We start from the raw sequence: 17,307 nt of genomic DNA, 5'->3' as shown, positions 1-17,307 counted from the left end.
GAGATCCAGAGATGCTTCCTCTTCCGATCCTCATCCTGATCGGCCTGGCGGGCCTCGGCCTGCTGCTCCTGCTCATCATCCGGTTCAAGATGCAGGCGTTCTACGCCCTCATCCTCGTGTCGATCATCGTCGGCATCGCGGCAGGCCTCCCGCTGACCACGATCCCCGCCGACGGCGACACCCCCGAACAGCTCGGCGTCATCCAGGCGATCATCGCCGGTGTCGGCGGCACGCTGGGCTCGGTGGCCGTGCTCGTCGCCCTCGGCTCGATGCTCGGCAAGATCATCGAGCTGTCCGGCGGCGCCGATGCCCTCGCCGGCCGCTTCACCGGCTGGCTGGGCCCGAAGCGCGTCGGCATCGCGCTCGTCATCGCCGCCGGCGTCCTCGCGATCCCGGTGTTCTTCGACGCGGGGTTCATCATCCTCATCCCCATCGTGTTCGCCTTCTCGAAGGCGGCCGGTCTCAACCCGATCAAGTTCGGCCTCCCCGTGGCCGGCATCATGCTCGGGGTGCACGTCGCGGTGCCGCCGCATCCGGGCATCGTCGGCGGTTCCGCGATCCTCGGCGCCGACATCGGCTGGGTCACGATCTTCTCCCTCGCGATCTCCGTGCCGCTCGGTGTGCTGTCCTACCTCGTGGCGAAGTGGATCAACACCCGCGAGTTCGCGATGCTCGCGGCCACGAAGGAGATGTACGACAACTTCGGCACGGAGAAGTCGACGCTCACCGGCGGCCTCGGCGCGGGCGAGAAGGCGCCGGGTGCCGGCACGGTCCTCGGGCTCATCCTCCTGCCTCTCGTGCTCATCATGCTCGGCACCGCGGTCGCGCCGCTGTTCGAGGCGGGCACGTTCTGGAACGGGTTCCTCAGCATGGTCGGGCAGCCGATCTTCGCCCTCATGGTCGCGATCGCCGCCGCCATGTACCTGCTCGGCGTGCGCCGTGGCTGGTCGGCCGCGCACCTCGGCGAGGTCATGGAGTCGGCGCTGCCGGCCGCCGCGGTCATCATCCTCGTCACCGGTGCCGGTGGCGCCTTCGGCCGCGTCCTGACCGAGACCGGGATCGGTGGAGCGGTCGCCGAGGTGCTCGCCTCCAGCGGGATGCCCCTGCTGCTCGCGGCGTTCCTCATCTCCCTCATCATGCGTGCCGCCCAGGGATCCGCGACCGTCGCGATCGCCACCACCGCGGGGCTCCTGCTGCCGTCGGTCTCCGCGATGGGACTCGACACCGTGCACACTGCGCTGCTCGCGGTCGCGATCGGCTACGGAGGCCTCGGCCTCAGCCACGTGAACGACTCGGGCTTCTGGGTGGTCACCCGGTACCTCGGCCTGTCGGTGAAGGACGGTCTGCGCACCTGGACGCCGCTCACGACGGTGCTCGGCGTGGCCGGCTTCGCGCTGACCTGGATCCTCTACGCGGTGATCCCCGTCTCCTGACCGCGCTCGTACGAGCGGCCGTCGCCTCCGGGCGGCGGCCCTTCGTCGTTCCCGTCGGGTGGCCGCCGGGGCCACGGCGGACTACGCTCGCGGGATGAGCGGACTGATCCCGTACCTGCTGTTCCCCGGCAACGCCGCGGAAGCACTCGGCCACTACCGCGACGTCTTCGGCGGCGAGCTCCAGCTGATGGACTACGCGAGCGCCGGTCGTCACGACGGTCCGGGCGACGCGGTCGCGCACGGACAGCTCGTCGGCCCGGTCGAACTCGCCGGTGCCGACGCGGGAGCCGATGACGACGCGGTCCAGATGAGCGGGATGTTCCTCTCGCTCCTCGGCACCGCCGCCCCGGGGACGCTCACCCGTTGGTACGACCGCCTCGCCGCGGGGGGCCGGGTGATCGATCCGCTGCAGCAGCGCCCGTGGGGAGACGTCGACGGCACCCTCGTCGACCGCTACGGCATCCGCTGGCTGATCGGCTTCCACCCCGAGGACTGACTCCGCCTCCCACGCCGAGACCCCGGGTTCACGCCGAGACCCCCTCGTACCTGCGCAGGTACGAGGGGGTCTCGGCGGTAAAGCGGGGTCTCGGCGTCAGGAAGACGAGGAGAACAGGCGCTGCAGGCGCTGCACGCCCTCCAGGAGCTGGTCGTCGCCGAGCGCGTACGACATGCGGATGTAGCCGGACGGACCGAAGGCCTCACCGGGGACGACGGCGACCTCGGCCTGGTCGAGGATCAGGTCGGCGAGCTCGAGCGAGGTCGTCGGCGTCACGCCGCCCCAGGTGCGACCGAGCAGACCCTGCACGTCGGGGTACACGTAGAACGCGCCCAGCGGGTTCGGCACGATGAGGCCGTCGATCTTCGACAGCTCCGACACGATGAGCTGACGGCGGCGGTCGAAGGCCTCGCGCATCTTCTCGGCCTCGTCCTGCGGACCGTTGAGCGCCGCGATCGCCGCCTTCTGCGCGACGTTGTTCACGTTGCTGGTGAGGTGCGACTGCAGGTTGCCGGCGATCTTGATGGCGTCGGCCGGACCCACCATCCAGCCCACGCGCCAGCCGGTCATCGCGTAGGTCTTCGCGACGCCGTTGACGAGGATCGTCTGGTTCGCGGCCTCCGGGACTGCGTCGACGATCGAGGTCGCCTTCACGCCCTCGTAGGTGAGGTTCTGGTAGATCTCGTCGCTGATGATCCAGATGCCGTGCTCCACCGCCCACTCGCCGATGGCCTTCGTCTCCTCGGCGGTGTACACGGAGCCGGTGGGGTTCGACGGCGACACGAACACGAGGACGGTCGTGCGGTCGGTGCGCGCGGCCTCGAGCTGCTCGACCGTCACCTTGTACTCCTGGTCGGCGCCGGCGAACACCTCGACGGGGGTGCCGTCGGCGAGGCGGATGGCCTCGGGGTACGTGGTCCAATACGGCGCGGGCAGCAGCACCTCATCGCCCGGGTTCACCACGGCCTGGAAGGCCTGGTAGACCGACTGCTTCCCGCCGTTGGTGACGATGATCTGGCCGGGGGAGACCTCGAGTCCGGAGTCGCGGAGTGTCTTGGCGGCGATCGCCTCGCGCAGCGCCGGCAGCCCGGGGGCGGGGGTGTACCGGTAGCTCGCGGGGTCGGCCAGTGCCTCGGCCGCCGCATCCACGATGAACTGCGGCGTGGCGAAGTCGGGCTCGCCCGCGGCATACGAGATGACGGCCTTGCCCTCGGCCTTGAGGGCCTTGGCCTTGGCGTCGACCTTGAGGGTCGCGGACTCGGCGATGGCGGACAGCTTGCGGGAGAGAGGAGCGCGTTCGGTCACGGTTACGAGCGTACTCGGGTCGATACGACGGGTGAGGTGTGGGATGCCGCCAAGATCCGAGGTTCTTTCGGGTTCGACAGGTCAGTCGGTCGTGAGGCCGTGCGCCTGGGCGACGGCGTCCAGCGTGATGCGCCCACCCTGCACGTTGAGGCCCTTCGCGAGGGCGGCGTCCTCGGAGGCCGCCCGCTCCCAGCCCTTGGCGGCGATGGCCGAGACGTAGGGGAGCGTGGCGTTCGTCAGGGCCCGGGTCGCGGTCGTCGGCACGGCCCCCGGCATGTTCGCGACGCAGTAGTAGATCGAGTCGTGCACGGCGAAGGTCGGGTCGTCGTGGGTCGTCGGACGGGAGCCCTCGAAGCAGCCGCCCTGGTCGATCGCGATGTCGACGAGCACGGACCCCGGCTTCATGGCCGCGACCATGTCGTCGGTCACCAGCTTGGGGGCCGCGGCGCCGGGGATGAGGACCGAGCCGATCACGAGGTCCGCGGTCGTCAGCTCCTCGGCGATGTCGTACCGGCTCGACGCGCGCGTCTCCAGGGCGCCGCCGTAGCGGTGCTCGAGCTCGCGCAGGCGGGGGAGCGCCACGTCGACGACGGTGACCTTCGACCCGAGTCCGAGCGCGTTCGCGGCGGCGTGCTCGCCCGCGACGCCGCCGCCGATCACCACGGTCTTGGCCCGCGGGGTGCCGGCGATGCCGCCCAGCAGCATGCCGCGGCCGCCCTGCGAACGCAGCAGCGAGTAGGACCCCATGACGACGGAGAGGCGGCCGGCGATCTCGCTCATCGGCACGAGCAGGGGCAGCGTGCGATCCGGCAGCTGCACGGTCTCGTAGGCGACGGCGGTCGTGCCGGCCGCGACGAGCGCTTCGGTCAGCGGACGGTCGGCCGCGAGGTGGAGGTAGGTGAAGAGCGTGAGGTCGGGACGGAGGAAGCCGTACTCCTCGGCCACAGGCTCCTTGACCTTGATGAGAAGGTCGGCCTCGCCCCACGCGTCGGCGGCGGTCGCGACGATCTCCGCCCCGGCCGCGCGGTACGCGTCGTCATCGATGCTCGACCCGACGCCGGCTCCCGACTGCACGAGCACCCGGTGGCCTTCCCGCACGAGCCGATCGGCTCCGGCCGGGGTGAGGGCGACGCGGTTCTCGTTGTTCTTGACTTCGGTCGGGACGCCGATCTTCATCGATCCTCCAGGTCTCGGGGGCACAGGGTGCAGACAAGGATCGCAGAAACGTCGAGACATCGACAGATTCGATGAAGACTCTTCGGTGCGACTCCGAATCCTGAATAATGCTTCGTATGACCACCGCCTCCGCGTCGCCCGAGCCGAACAGCGTTCGGGCGCCTGCTCTCGACCCCACCGACGCGCGGATCGTGCAGCTCCTCACCGGCGACGGGCGGATGACGAACGCCGAGCTGGCCGGACGGCTGGGAGTCGCCCCGTCGACCGCGCATGCACGCCTGCGCGGGCTGATCGAGCGCGGGGTCATCACCGGGTTCCATGCGAGCGTCGACGAACGCGAGCTCGGCGCCGGACTCCAGGCGATCATCGGCGTCAGTCTTCGCCCGGCCGCACGCCGGGAGAGCATCGTCGAGTTCGCGGATCGCGTGCGTGCGCTGCCGCAGGTGATCCAGGTGTTCTTCCTCGGCGGAGACGACGACTTCCTCCTGCACATCGCGGTCGCCGATTCTTCGGAGATGCGCGAGTTCGTGCTCGAGCACCTGTCCGCGCAGAGCAGCGTGGCATCGACCCGCACGAGCATCGTGTTCGACTACCACCGCAACTCGGTCGCCGCGTCGTTCCACTGAGTCGGCGCGCGGCGACTCAGGTCTCGAACGAGGAGGGGACTGCGCAGTAGTCGGCGAAACGCCGGGTGGGATGGGCCGGATCGGTCACGTCGACCAGGGCGTTCGCCGCGGTGTGCGGGGGCTCGTCTCCGGCGAGCTGCCAGAGGACGTAGTTCCACATCCCGCGTGCGCTCGGCGACACGATCGCACCCGGTCCGGACACGAGGAGCACGGTATCGCTGTCGGTGGCGCGGAACGGCCCCACGACGTCGGCGCGGAGGGCGGCTTCCTCCCCGTCTGCGGTGTGTGCGCGCTCGACGGTCTGGCCGGCAGCGCTGAGAGCGGCGGCCAGGCCATCCGCGGCCACGCGCGAACGCTCGGCGTCGGCCCCGGCGACCGCGACCAGCCGTCGCCCCCGCGGATAGAGGTGCAGGAACTCCTCGGCGATGCTGTCCCAGACGGCGCTCATGGCTCCAGGCTACGCCCGGCGGGGAGCGTGCGGGCCGGGTGGGACGTGAGGATGCCGCGGACCCGACGGCCCGCGGCATCCCGGCGTCGTCAGTCCTCGTCGACCAGGAACCGGCTGTAGGCGCCCAGGGTGAGGAAGGTCGGGAACTCCTCGCGGAGGGCGACCTCGCGGAAGATCTCGGCGGCGTCGTCGAAGCGGTCGCCCTCGCGTCGCTCGACCTCGTCCAGCACCTCGGCGATCAGCCCTTCGACGTACTCGACCGTGATGGGGGTGCCGTCCTGCGTGGTGCGGTCCTGATGGATCCACTGCCACACCTGCGAGCGGCTGATCTCCGCGGTCGCGGCATCCTCCATGAGGTTGTCGATCGCCACGGCGCCGAGCCCGCGCAGCCAGGCCTCCAGGTAGCGGATGGCGACCGACACGTTGTCCCGCACGCCCTGCGCCGTGATCGGCCGACCGATGTGCAGGTCGAGCAGGTCGCGCGCCTCCACGTGCACGTCGTCGCGCTGACGGTCGATCTGGTTCGGACGGTCGCCGAGCACGGCGTCGAACTCGGCCTGCGCCGTGGGGATCAGGTCCGGGTGGGCGACCCAGGTGCCGTCGAAGCCGTCGCCGGCCTCGCGCTTCTTGTCGGCAGACACCTTCTCGACCGCGCGCGCCGTCACCTCGGGGTCGCGGCGGTTCGGGATGAACGCGCTCATGCCGCCGATCGCGAAGGCGCCGCGCTTGTGGCACGTCTGCACGAGCAGCTCGGTGTAGGCCCGCATGAACGGCACCGTCATCGTGACCTCGCTGCGGTCGGGGAGCACGAAGCGCGCGCCGCGGCCGCGGTAGTTCTTGATGATGGAGAAGATGTAGTCCCAGCGCCCGGCGTTCAGGCCCGCGCAGTGGTCGCGCAGCTCGTACAGGATCTCGTCCATCTCGAACGCCGCGGGCAGGGTCTCGATCAGCACGGTCGCGCGGATGGTGCCGTGCGGGATGCCGATGTACTCCTCGCTGAACGAGAAGACGTCGTCCCACAGCTTCGCCTCTTCGCTCGACTCCAGCTTCGCGATGTAGAAGTACGGTCCGCGTCCGCCCTCGATCAGCGCCTGCGCGTTGTGCAGGAAGTAGAGGCCGAAGTCGACCAGGGAGCCGGACGCCGAGGTGCGGCGGCCGGAGCGGTCGATGAAGGCGAGGTGCTTCTCCGGCAGATGCCACCCTCGCGGACGCATCACGATCGTCGGGGTGCGCTCGGCCGTGACGCGGTACTCCTTGCCCTCGGGGGAGGTGAAGGAGAGCTCGCCGCGGATCGCGTCGCGGAGGGACAGCTGCCCCTCGATGACGTTCTTCCAGGTCGGGCTCGTGGCGTCCTCCTGGTCGGCGAGCCAGACGCGAGCCCCGGAGTTCAGGGCGTTGATGGTCATCTTCGGGTCGGTGGGTCCGGTGATCTCGACGCGGCGGTCCTCGAGCCCGGGGCCGGCGCCGGCGACCCGCCAGGTGGTGTCCTGGCGGATGTGCGCCGTGTCGTCGCGGAACTGGGGGTCGTGCCCGTTGCCGATCTCGAAGCGGCGGCGCATCCGGTCGGCCAGCCGGTCGTGGCGGCGGGAGGCGAACCGGTGGTGGAGTTCGGTGAGGAAGGCGATCGCCTCCGGGGTGAGGATCTCGTCGTAGCGGTCGCGGATGGGCCCGGTGATCTCGATCGCGGGCCCCTGCCGGGTCGTCTGAATCGGTGCGGTGGTCATGATCTTTGTCCTTTGCCTTATGCCGAGCCCCCGGGTTGTCGTCGAGACCCCGGGATTCCGGCGTGTGCGGGGCGGGGTCTCGACGAGAACCGGGGGTCTCGGCGGAAGTGGGGGAGAAATACTGGGTCAGTGGAACTGGGCGGTCTCGGTGGAGCCGGCGAGGGCCAGGGTCGCGCTGTCGGGGTTGAGCGCGGTCGAGATGACGTCGAAGTAGCCGGTGCCCGCCTCGCGCTGGTGCTTGGTGGCGGTGTAGCCGTCGGCCTCGGCGGCGAACTCGGCCTCCTGCAGCTCGACGTAGGCGCTCATGGCGCGCTCGGCGTAGCCGCGGGCGAGGTCGAACATGGAGTGGTTCAGGGCGTGGAACCCGGCCAGGGTGATGAACTGGAACTTGTAGCCCAGGTCTGCCAGCTCCTGCTGGAACGTCGCGATCTCGGCGTCCGACAGGTGGCGCTTCCAGTTGAAGCTCGGCGAGCAGTTGTAGGCCAGGAGCTTACCGGGGAACTGTGCGTGGATCGCCGCGGCGAACTCCCGCGCCAGCGCGATGTCCGGCTCCCCGGTCTCGACCCAGAGCAGGTCGGCGTAGGGGGCGAACGCGAGGCCGCGGCTGATGACCGACTCGATGCCCGGGCGGATCCGGTAGAAGCCCTCCGAGGTGCGCTCGCCGGTGGTGAACTCCCGGTCCCGCTCGTCGACGTCGCTCGTGAGCAGGTCGGCCGCGAGGGCATCGGTGCGGGCGATGATGACGGTCGGCACGCCGGCGACGTCCGCCGCGAGGCGGGCCGCGTTCAGCGTGCGGATGTGCTGCTGGGTGGGCACCAGCACCTTGCCGCCGAGGTGGCCGCACTTCTTCTCGCTCGCGAGCTGGTCCTCCCAGTGGATGCCGGCGGCACCGGACTGGATGAGGGACTGCGCGAGCTCGTAGGCGTTGAGCGGTCCGCCGAAGCCGGCCTCGGCGTCGGCGACGATGGGGGCCAGCCAGTCCTGCGTTGTCTCGCCTTCGGCGTGCTCGAGCTGGTCCTGACGGAGGAGTGCGTTGTTGATGCGGCGCACGACGGCCGGCACCGAGTTCGCCGGGTAGAGCGACTGGTCGGGGTAGGTCTGACCCGCGAGGTTGCCGTCGGCGGCGACCTGCCAGCCGGAGAGGTAGATGGCCTTCAACCCGGCGCGCACCTGCTGCACGGCCTGGCCGCCGGTGTAGGCGCCGAGGGCCCGGACGTAGTCCTCCGTGTGCAGGAGGTTCCAGAGGTTCTCGGCACCGCGGTGGGCGAGGGTGGCGTCCTCGCGGACCGAGCCGCGGATGCGGATGACGTCGTCGGCCGTGTAGGTGCGCTCGACGCCGTCCCACCGGGGGTCGGTGTCCCAGATCTCCTGGAGCTCGGCGGCCGTCTGAACCTGGTCGCCGGCTCGCAGACCGGCGGGGCGGGGCGTCGGGGTGTTGGCGGTGTTCGTCATGGTGTCTCCTCGGTGGATCCGGCTGCGGTGCCGGAGTGGCGTGTACCCACTGTGTGTGAAGTTCGGGGTATCCGATGACCGATCACCGGGAGAAGATCGAGGGAAATTCTGTTTCTGTGACAGAATCGGCCGCATGAGCCCTTCGACCAGCTCAGGGATCCAGACCTCTGAGGCAGAAGAGACCGATGCCCTCACGATCGGCCGACGCATCCGACAGCTCCGGACGGCCAGAGGCATGACGCTCGACGATCTGGCTTCCGCCGTGGATCGGGCGCCGAGTCAGATGTCGATGATCGAGACCGGCAAGCGCGAGCCGAAGCTGACGCAGCTCCAGGCCATCGCCCGCGCGCTCGGCGTCACGATCGATGCCCTGTTGGAGGGCGAGCCGCTCGATGAGCGCAGCGCCATCGAGATCGCCCTGGAGCGGGCGATGAAGGGACAGACGTTCCAGGCGCTGGGCATCGATCCGTTCCGCATCGCCAAGAGCGTGCCGACGGAGGCGCTGAAGGCGCTGCTCGCCCTGCACGGCGAGATCGACCGCCTCAAGGACGAGCGCGCGGCGACCCCGGAGGAGGCGCGACGTGCCAACGTGGAGCTCCGGCACCTGATGCGGCGACAGGACAACCACTTCGCCGACCTCGAGGCGAAGGCGGGCGAGATCCTCGCGGCCGTCGGTCATCCCGGGGGACCGCTGACGCAGCGCACCGCCTCCGAGATCGCGGCGTACCTCGGCTTCACCCTGCACTACGCGCCCGATCTGCCGCAGACCACCCGCAGCGTCGCCGACCTCGCCAACGGCCGGCTGTATCTGTCGAGCAGCGTGCCGGCGAAGGGGGATGCCCGCACCGCGGTGCTGCAGGCGCTGTCGAGTCGCATCCTGGGGCACTCCGAACCGCGCAGCTACGCCGAGTTCCTCCGGCAACGCGTCGAGACGAACTACCTCACCGGCGCCCTGCTCATCCCGGAGGCGCACGTCGTCCCCGCGTTGCAGGACGCCAAGCAGCGGCGCGCCATCTCCATCGAAGACCTGCGTGACGCGTACTCGGTGTCGTACGAGACGGCGGCGCACCGCTTCACGAACCTCGCGACGCGGCACCTCGACATCCCCGTGCACTTCCTCAAGGTGCACGAGTCGGGCACCATCACCAAGGCGTACGAGAACGACGACGTGAACTTCCCGACCGACCGGCTCGGCGCCATCGAGGGGCAGATGTGCTGCCGGCGATGGACCTCGCGGGTGGTGTTCGACGAGGACGACCGCTTCAACCCGTACTACCAGTACACCGACACCGGCAACGGCACCTACTGGTGCACCGCCCGCGTGGAGGCGTCGAGCGAGGGCCTGCACTCGGTCAGCGTGGGCGTGCGGTTCGACGACACGAGGTGGTTCGTGGGCAGGGACACCCCGCACCGCGGCGTCTCGAAGCACTCGGTCGAGGTCTGCTGTCGTCGAGCCCCCGCCGAGCTGGAGGAGCGGTGGCGCGAGAACTCCTGGCCCAACGTGAAGACCCCGCGCACGTTGCTGGCGACTCTGCCCACGGGGGCGTTCCCCGGCGTGGACACCACCGACGTGTACGAGTTCCTGGAGGCGCACGCGCCGCGGTGATCCGGCTCGATACGCTCGGTCGATGAGCAGTGCTGTCTTTCCCGGTCCCCTCGGCCCGATGCCCGAGGCGGGTGCCGCCGCGATCCTGTGGATGCCCCCGCAGGCGGATGCCCCAGGGCCGGTCCGGTTCGTCGACGGCTTCGAGCCCTTCGCCGAGTTCGCGCGGGACCGCGGGGTCGATCCCGCGCTGCTCGCCGACGATCTCGGGGCGACGTGGGACGTCATCGCCGGTCACCCGGAGGTACTGGACAGCGAGACGCTGGCCACGGCGGCGGCGCGGTTCGTGGGGAACGTCATCGCGGTCGTGCACCCGGCCGCGACATGGCGGATGACGAATGAGCCGGAGATCGGGACCAACACCCTCTCGATCCCGGTCACGGGTCTCGTGCAGGGAATGGTGCAGCAGCCCGACCAACGGGATGCGTTCCTGCAGATGCTCGCGTCGTGGGAGCAGGACGACATCGACGACGAGGAGATGAGGGCGCTGTCCGCGGAGGATTCCGCTCCTCCGGTCGTCGTCGTCCCGCGGCGCGCGTACGTCCGGCCCGCTCTCCCGCCCCTGACCTTCGCTGACGAGAGCGGTGAGGTCATCCCCTACGGGCGCCGCTGGCCCGACGGCATCGCGCCGGAGGAGTCGTACTCCCGGGAGTCCCACCCGGAGCGCTTCGCACCGCTGTCCCTCGTGGTCGAGGCGCTCGTCGCGCACCTCCGCCGCGAGTACGCGGTCGAGGTGCGGCGAGAGGCGGGGGAGGGCGGGCCCGAGCGCGTCGTGCTCGAACCGGCGCGCGGTGCGCGAGTCGTCATCACGCCGGCCGTTCCCTCCGTCCGCATCGAGGCGGGCGCCCACTTCCACGCGATCGTGCCGTCGTGCATCTGCGACGCCTGCGACGAGACCGCCGAGACCGCGGCGGACGAGCTGGAGCGGATCCTGCTCTCGGTCGCCGCCGGGGGCTTCCGGGAGAAGTACCCCGTCGGTCGCCGTGCGTGGCTGTACACGGAGATCCGGTCGGCGGACGGCGAGCGGCGGGAGAGCAGCTCAGGCGCCGCCCCGGAGGTGCCCGAGGAGGCGCGAGAGCGCGCGGCCGTCCTGCTGCGCGGGCTCGACGACGGCTGGTGGCCTGCTTGGCCGCTCCGCTCGACCCCATGAACTTAGTTTGATCTTGCTTAGTCAAGATTGACTATGTTACTTTCATCGAGCCATCAATGACGAACGGCCGAGAAGGGACCCTCATGGCTACTTCCTCTGCGGAAACCCGATTCCGCACCACTGCCACCCTGACGTGCGTTCTCGCCGCCACGCTGACGCTCGGAGCATGCTCCTCGCCGGCGCCCGGCGGCGATACCGCCCCCACGAGCGCGGGCGGCAGCGACGCCTGCCAGCGCAACCAGGATGCCGGCACCATCACCTACATCTCCGGCTACGGCTACTCCGCCAGCGCCGGGCAGCTCGACGTGTTCCTGGCGAAGGAGCTGGGCTACTTCGACGACCTCTGCCTCGACGTGGAGATCAACGCCTCCGGCGCGAACGGGCAGCAGCTCGTCGCCTCGGGGCAGGCGCAGTTCACCGCTCTCGGCTCCGCCTCCGACGTGATGCTCGCCGCGGCGAACAGCAAGAACCTCACCGCCGTCGCCACCTACGGCACGACCCCGCCGTTCTCGATCTTCGGCAACGAGAAGCTCGACGACCTCACCGACCTCGAAGGCGGCTCGCTGGGGTACTTCATCAACCTCACTCCCATCGCCTCGGCCATGCTCGACGAAGCCGGGGTCGACGTCTCGAAGGTCGAGATGGTGAAGATGACCAACTACGACCCGACCGTCGTGGTGCGCGAGCAGGTCGACGCGATCGTCGGCTACGCCTCCAACCAGCCGCAGACCCTCAAGGCACAGGACCTCCCGTTCAGCGAGTTCCTGCCCTCCGACCTCGGCGTCGAGGGCACGTACAACGTCATGGAGGTGAACTCGCGCTTCCTCGACGAGCACCGCGAGGTGGCCGCCGACTTCATGCGTGCGAGCCTCAAGGCCCTGCAGTTCTGCCTCGACGAGGCGGACGAGTGCATCGACATGCTGGCGGCCCTGGCGGAGGAGAACGGCCAGGGCGCGGCGTTCCCCCGCGATCAGCTCGCCCGTACGTGGGAGGTCGAGTCGGCCTGGGTGCGCGAGAGCGCGGGCGGCAACCCCGGCGTGCAGACCGAGGACATGTGGCAGCCCGAGTACGAGATCGTGCAGGAGTACGGCGACGTCAAGGACCTCCCCGCCATCGCCGACATGATGGACCCGGACCTCGTGGCCGACCTGTACGACGGCGACGCCCTCATCTGGGCGGAGAAGTGATGGCCGCGGCACAGGGCGCGGGCGTCGAGGTCACGAACGTCTCGAAGTCCTTCGGCGTCGACGGGGCGAAGGTCACCGTGCTCGACGACGTCAGTCTCACGATCGGCATGGGCGAGTTCGTGTCGGTGATCGGGCCCAGCGGCTGCGGCAAGTCCACGCTGCTCAAGGTGGTCGCCGGACTCCTCGACGCCGACTCCGGCACCGTCACGATCGACGGCGAGAGCGTCACGGCGGCCTCCCGCGACAAGAAGATCGGCCTCGTCCCGCAGTCCCCGGCGCTGCTGCCGTGGAAGACGGTGCGCGAGAACGTCGAGCTCCCCGTGCGGATCAACCGCGGGGCCAACGGCGACCGCGCCCTCCGCGACCCGGCCGAGCTGCTGTCGACCTTCGGGCTCGGCCATGCGCTGAAGAAGTACCCGGGGCAGCTCTCCGGCGGCATGCAGCAGCGCGCCGCGATCGCCAGGGCCTTCGTGTTCGACCCGGCGATCATGCTGATGGACGAGCCGTTCTCCGCCCTCGACGAGATGAACCGCGACCTGCAGCGGATCGCCCTGCTGGACTTCTGGCAGTCGAACCGCAAGGCCGTGATGTTCGTCACGCACTCGGTGCCGGAGGCGATCATGCTCTCCGACCGCATCGTGGTCATGGCGGCCCACCCCGGCCGCATCGCCGAGGTGATCGACGTGAACCTGCCGCGGCCGCGGACCGAGGAGGCGTACGCGACGGACGAGTTCCGCGACCTGGAGGCAGTCGTGCGCGGTGCGCTGCGCGCGCAGACGGAGAAGGCCCATGTCTGAGCTGACGATGAGAGACACCACCGCCACCCTCGCCACCGCCCGGCTGAAGGCGCAGCCGCGCCGCGGCATCCCCGGGTGGCTCCGCTGGGGTTCCTGGGTGCCGACCCTGATCACGTTCGTGATCGCTGCCCTGCTCTGGCAGATCGTGGCGTGGACCAACCCGTACGTCCTCCCGACGCTGGAGGCCATCGGCGCCAGCCTCGTCGAGGACGCGGGGATGTACTGGTCGAACTTCCTCGTGACGCTGCTCGAGGTCGTCGTCGGCGCCTCGGCCGGCATCCTGGCGGGTTTCCTCCTGGCGGTCGTGATGGCCGAGTTCCAGATCATCGAGCGCGCCGTCATGCCGCTGGTCATCATCGTGATGGTGACGCCGATCGTCGCGATCGCCCCGGCGCTCGTCGTCGCCTTCGGGTTCGGCATGGTGCCGAAGTTCATCGTCACCGGCCTCGTGGTGTTCTTCCCGATGCTCGTGAACTCGCTCGCCGGTCTCCGCGACGTGGACCAGAAGGCCATGGACGTGTTCAAGACGCTGCACGCCTCGCGATGGGAGATCTTCCGCGAGCTGCGGTTCCCCGGCAGCATGCCCTACGTGTTCGCCGGTCTGCGGATCGCGCTGCCCCTCGCCGTCGTCGGCGCGGCCGTGGCCGAGTTCGTCGCGGCAGGACAGCAGGCCGGTCTCGGCTCCCTCGTCACCACGTCGGCCGCGCAGGCGAATCTGCCCGTGACCTGGGCGAGCATCGCCCTGCTCTGCCTGCTCGGGGTGCTGCTCATCGTGCTCCTCGCGGTCGTGCGCCGGCGCGTCCTGTGGTGGAGCGACGGCGAGGTCACCGCGAAGGGCTGACCGTACGACCCCCCGGTCCCGGGGGCGCGACCCCTGCGCCCCCGGGTTCCCCCGGCGTGCCCGGAAACTCCGAACGACACCATCCCCCACTCCCAGGAAGGCATCCGCCATGACCGCTCAGCACCCCGTGAAGACCCTGCGGCTCGGACTCTTCGAGAACGCCCAGGCGAACGATTCCGGCACCGCGACCTGGCGCCACCCCGACAACCGGCGCTACCTCTTCGACAAGCTCGACTACTGGCGCGACACCGCGCGCCTGGTCGAGGACGCGGGCTTCGACTTCCTCTTCCTCGCCGACGCGTGGGGCTGGGCCGACGTCGCCGGCGAGCGCCCGGACATCTGCTCGGTGGAGGGCCTGGACCTGCCGCGGCTCGACCCGGCGATCATCCTCGCCGCGCTCATCCCGGAGACCACCCGCCTCGGCCTCGTCGCCACCGGGTCGACCCTGCTCGAGCCTCCCTACTCCTTCGCCCGACGCCTGGCCACCCTCGACATCCTGTCCGGCGGCCGGATCGGCTGGAACGTCGTCACCACCGGCACCGCCGACACCGCGGTGCAGGGCTTCGGTGTGCCGATGGTCGGGCACGACGAGCGCTACCTGATGGCGGACGACTTCATGCAGGTCGTCTACAAGCTGTGGGAGGAGGCCTGGGAGGAGGGCGCCCTGGAGCGCGACAAGGCCGGCCGCTTCGCTGACCCCTCCAAGGTGCACCGCATCGCGCACGACGGGCCCTACTTCCGCTCGCACGGCTACGGCAACACGCAGCGCTCGCCGCAGGGCACGCCGGTGCTGTTCCAGGCCGGGGCGTCGCCCGCCGGACGCGAGTTCGGCGGCAAGCACGGCGAGGCGATCTTCGTGGGGAGCGGCTCGGTCGAGCAGCTCCGTGGGCACTCCTCGGCGATCCGCGAGGAGGCGGTGAAGAACGGCCGCGGCGCGCACGAGGTGAAGATCATGTCGGCGTTCGCCGCGGTCGTCGGCAGCACCGAGGAGGAGGCGCGCCGCACCTACGCGGAGGTCGCCGACGCGCAGAACCCCGAGGTCACCGTGGCGTCCTACGCCTGGTTCACCGGGCTCGACCTGTCGTCGTACGATCCGGGCACGCCGATGTCCGAGCTCAGCACCGAACTCTCGCAGACGCAGGTCGCCCGCTTCGCCGACAAGACCGTCGGCGACGTCCTGGGCGACTGGCACGCTCACGGGGTAGGAGCCCGCCCGATCGTGGGCACGCCGGAGCAGGTCGCGGACCGGATGATGGAGCTCGCCGACGGCGCGGACCTCGACGGCTTCCTCTTCGCCCCGGTGATCCCGCCGGCGTCGACCGCCGACTTCATCGAGCACGTGCTGCCGATCCTCAAGGAGCGCGGGGCGATCACCGACCCCGCCGCCGAGCCGGAGTCGCTGCGGGAACGCCTGATGGGCACCCCGACGCCCGCGCTCGCCGAGTCCCACGTGGGCTCGTCGTTCCGGCAGTCGATGGCCCGTGTCTGAGACCCTCGCCGGCGTCGCGGTCGTGGGAAGCGCGAATCTCGATCTCGTGGTCGAGGTCTCGCGCCCACCCCGCGTCGGCGAGACGCTGCTCGGTCGGGCTGGGGGACGCTTCCCCGGCGGCAAGGGCCTCAACCAGGCCGTCGCGGCGGCGCGCACGGGAGCCGCGACGCGGTTCTGCGGTGTCGTCGGAGCGGACGAGGCGGGAGCCGTGCTGGAGGCGGCGCTGACGGAGGCGGGCGTGGACGCCGCGCTCCGCCGCTCCGCGTCCGCGCCGACCGGGGTCGCGCATGTGCTGGCCTTCGACGACGGCGACAACAGCATCCTCGTGGCGGCCGGCGCGAACGGCGAGCTCACTCCGGAGGACGCCCTGCCCGGGATCGACGGGGCGGCCGTCGTGCTCGCTCAGCTCGAGGTGCCCTCCGCGGTGGTCGCCGCCGCCCTCGTGGCCGCTCGGGGCGCGGGGGCGCGCACGATCCTCAATGCGGCCCCCGCGCACGAGGCGGCGGTCGAGCTGCTCCCGGAGGTGGACGTGCTGGTCGTGAACGAGACGGAGTGCGCGGAGCTCGGCGGCGTCGAGCGGCTCCTCGGCGCCGGTGCCGGAGCGGTCGTGCTCACGGAGGGGGCCGCGGGCGTGACGCTGCACCGGCCGGGACGACCCGGTGTGCACGTGGCGGCCTTCCGCATCGACGCCGTCGACACGACGGGGGCCGGGGACGCCTTCTGCGGTGCGCTCGCCGCGGGGCTCGCCCAGGGTCACGACATCGAGCACGCTCTCGTGCGCGCCTGTGCCGCGGGGGCGATCGTGGCCCGGCATCGCGGCGCGACCACTCCGGCGCTGTCCGTCGCCGCCCTGGAGGCTTTGGTGGCCGGACGCTGAGTCCCGCCGTGCGCCCTGCGGGTCAGCGCAGGGGAGCGGGTTCCGTCTCCGTCGCCTCACCGGCGAACGTGTACGCCCCGGCACGGAGCCGCTCCAGCAGCGTCAGGAGCCACTCCTTCTCGGCGGTGAGTCGGGCGGTGGAGAGGTCGAAGATCTCGCGGACGTACTCCGGGGTCGTCTCCGAGCGCAGGGTGTCCTGCACGTCGAAGCCGTTCTGCGTGATGATCGCGTCGCTCTTGATGAGCCGATGCTCGAGCCCGGCGATGACCTCCTGCCGGCTGAGGACGAACATGAACGACGCCACGGTCATGATCGCCTGGGTGTCGAAAGCCGCGACATTCCACAGGTTCTCGCGCAGCATGCGCTGCAGCTCCACCTCGCCGGCCGGCGTGATGCGGTAGGTGGTGCGCGCCGGGCGCTTGCCCTCGGTCTCGGTGCCGCTCTCCGCCACGTACCCGTCGACCTCGAGTGCGCGGAGGGCGTTGTAGATCGAGCCGGGCTGGATGTGCGCCCATTCGTCGACGTGCCAGGTCATGAGCTCGCGGCGGAGGAAGTAGCCGTGCACGGGCTGGAACTGCTTGACGGCGCCGAGGACGACGAGGCGGGTGGTCGACATGCGCTTCATGCTAACGGCTCGGTGTCGCGAAACCTGTTGTTTGCATGGTCAAAAATGCATATGATTCAAACTAGTCAAAGTTGACTA

General features: G+C 70.3%; 16 protein-coding genes. 10 read left to right on the top strand and 6 right to left on the bottom strand.

Going from position 1 to position 17,307, the window contains the following annotated elements:
* Positions 1–11 precede the first annotated feature (11 nt).
* Complete coding sequence (locus tag ACIQID_RS15200) at positions 12–1,433, top strand: GntP family transporter (RefSeq protein ID WP_400286633.1); 1,422 nt, start codon at positions 12–14, stop codon at positions 1,431–1,433.
* A 94-nt stretch (positions 1,434–1,527) separates the two neighbouring features.
* Positions 1,528–1,929: a VOC family protein gene (locus ACIQID_RS15195; protein ID WP_331202026.1), complete on the top strand. Its 402-nt coding sequence runs from the start codon at positions 1,528–1,530 to the stop codon at positions 1,927–1,929.
* A gap of 96 nt (positions 1,930–2,025) precedes the next feature.
* Here the strand turns inward: ACIQID_RS15195 and ACIQID_RS15190 are convergent, their stop codons facing one another.
* Both ACIQID_RS15190 and ald read right to left on the bottom strand, forming a co-directional pair.
* Positions 2,026–3,234 carry a pyridoxal phosphate-dependent aminotransferase gene (locus ACIQID_RS15190; RefSeq protein WP_400286628.1) on the bottom strand — a complete coding sequence of 403 codons (1,209 nt, stop codon included), beginning with the start codon at positions 3,232–3,234 and terminating at the stop codon, positions 2,026–2,028.
* Between the two features lie 81 nt (positions 3,235–3,315).
* Complete coding sequence (ald, locus tag ACIQID_RS15185; protein ID WP_331202024.1) at positions 3,316–4,410, bottom strand: alanine dehydrogenase; 1,095 nt, start codon at positions 4,408–4,410, stop codon at positions 3,316–3,318.
* Between the two features lie 107 nt (positions 4,411–4,517).
* Between ald and ACIQID_RS15180 the strand changes: the two genes are divergently transcribed.
* Positions 4,518–5,036, top strand: a complete 519-nt coding sequence (locus tag ACIQID_RS15180) for an Lrp/AsnC family transcriptional regulator (protein ID WP_400286624.1) — start codon at positions 4,518–4,520, stop codon at positions 5,034–5,036.
* Positions 5,037–5,052: 16 nt separating this feature from the next.
* Here the strand turns inward: ACIQID_RS15180 and ACIQID_RS15175 are convergent, their stop codons facing one another.
* The 3 genes from ACIQID_RS15175 to aceA form a co-directional block, all read right to left on the bottom strand.
* On the bottom strand, positions 5,053–5,484 hold the full coding sequence (locus ACIQID_RS15175) for a hypothetical protein (RefSeq protein WP_400286621.1): 432 nt from the start codon (positions 5,482–5,484) through the stop codon (positions 5,053–5,055).
* 89 nt (positions 5,485–5,573) lie between these two features.
* Complete coding sequence (gene aceB, locus ACIQID_RS15170; RefSeq protein ID WP_400286618.1) at positions 5,574–7,208, bottom strand: malate synthase A; 1,635 nt, start codon at positions 7,206–7,208, stop codon at positions 5,574–5,576.
* Between the two features lie 126 nt (positions 7,209–7,334).
* A complete protein-coding gene (gene aceA, locus ACIQID_RS15165; protein WP_400286615.1) occupies positions 7,335–8,660 on the bottom strand; it encodes an isocitrate lyase in 1,326 nt (441 codons plus the stop codon).
* A gap of 133 nt (positions 8,661–8,793) precedes the next feature.
* Here aceA and ACIQID_RS15160 point away from each other — a divergent pair, with 133 nt between their 5' ends.
* The 7 genes from ACIQID_RS15160 (at position 8,794) to ACIQID_RS15130 (ending at position 16,604) form a co-directional block, all read left to right on the top strand.
* Positions 8,794–10,266, top strand: coding sequence for a helix-turn-helix domain-containing protein (locus tag ACIQID_RS15160; RefSeq protein ID WP_312675585.1), 1,473 nt, complete (start codon positions 8,794–8,796; stop codon positions 10,264–10,266).
* A gap of 22 nt (positions 10,267–10,288) precedes the next feature.
* A complete protein-coding gene (locus ACIQID_RS15155) occupies positions 10,289–11,413 on the top strand; it encodes a DUF6226 family protein (RefSeq protein WP_400286609.1) in 1,125 nt (374 codons plus the stop codon).
* 83 nt (positions 11,414–11,496) lie between these two features.
* Positions 11,497–12,600, top strand: coding sequence for an ABC transporter substrate-binding protein (locus ACIQID_RS15150; RefSeq protein WP_331202018.1), 1,104 nt, complete (start codon positions 11,497–11,499; stop codon positions 12,598–12,600).
* The gene (locus ACIQID_RS15145; protein WP_136052597.1) at positions 12,600–13,397 is read left to right on the top strand and encodes an ABC transporter ATP-binding protein; all 798 of its coding nucleotides are present in this window, start codon (positions 12,600–12,602) and stop codon (positions 13,395–13,397) included. Before ACIQID_RS15150 ends, ACIQID_RS15145 begins: the two co-directional genes overlap by 1 nt.
* A complete protein-coding gene (locus tag ACIQID_RS15140; protein WP_136052596.1) occupies positions 13,390–14,238 on the top strand; it encodes an ABC transporter permease in 849 nt (282 codons plus the stop codon). Before ACIQID_RS15145 ends, ACIQID_RS15140 begins: the two co-directional genes overlap by 8 nt.
* Before the next feature lie 109 nt (positions 14,239–14,347).
* On the top strand, positions 14,348–15,727 hold the full coding sequence (locus ACIQID_RS15135; protein ID WP_400286603.1) for an NtaA/DmoA family FMN-dependent monooxygenase: 1,380 nt from the start codon (positions 14,348–14,350) through the stop codon (positions 15,725–15,727).
* Positions 15,720–16,604, top strand: a complete 885-nt coding sequence (locus ACIQID_RS15130; RefSeq protein ID WP_400286600.1) for a ribokinase — start codon at positions 15,720–15,722, stop codon at positions 16,602–16,604. The genes ACIQID_RS15135 and ACIQID_RS15130 overlap by 8 nt, the downstream gene beginning before the upstream one ends.
* A gap of 22 nt (positions 16,605–16,626) precedes the next feature.
* Here ACIQID_RS15130 and ACIQID_RS15125 read toward each other — a convergent pair whose 3' ends face one another.
* Positions 16,627–17,220 carry a PadR family transcriptional regulator gene (locus ACIQID_RS15125; RefSeq protein WP_400286597.1) on the bottom strand — a complete coding sequence of 198 codons (594 nt, stop codon included), beginning with the start codon at positions 17,218–17,220 and terminating at the stop codon, positions 16,627–16,629.
* Positions 17,221–17,307 lie beyond the last annotated feature (87 nt).

The organism is Microbacterium sp. NPDC091676 (assembly GCF_044756645.1).
Taxonomy (GTDB): domain Bacteria; phylum Actinomycetota; class Actinomycetes; order Actinomycetales; family Microbacteriaceae; genus Microbacterium; species Microbacterium paraoxydans_D.
The sequence above is the reverse complement of the archived record's forward strand: the minus strand, read 5'-3'. Positions and strand labels throughout refer to the sequence as shown.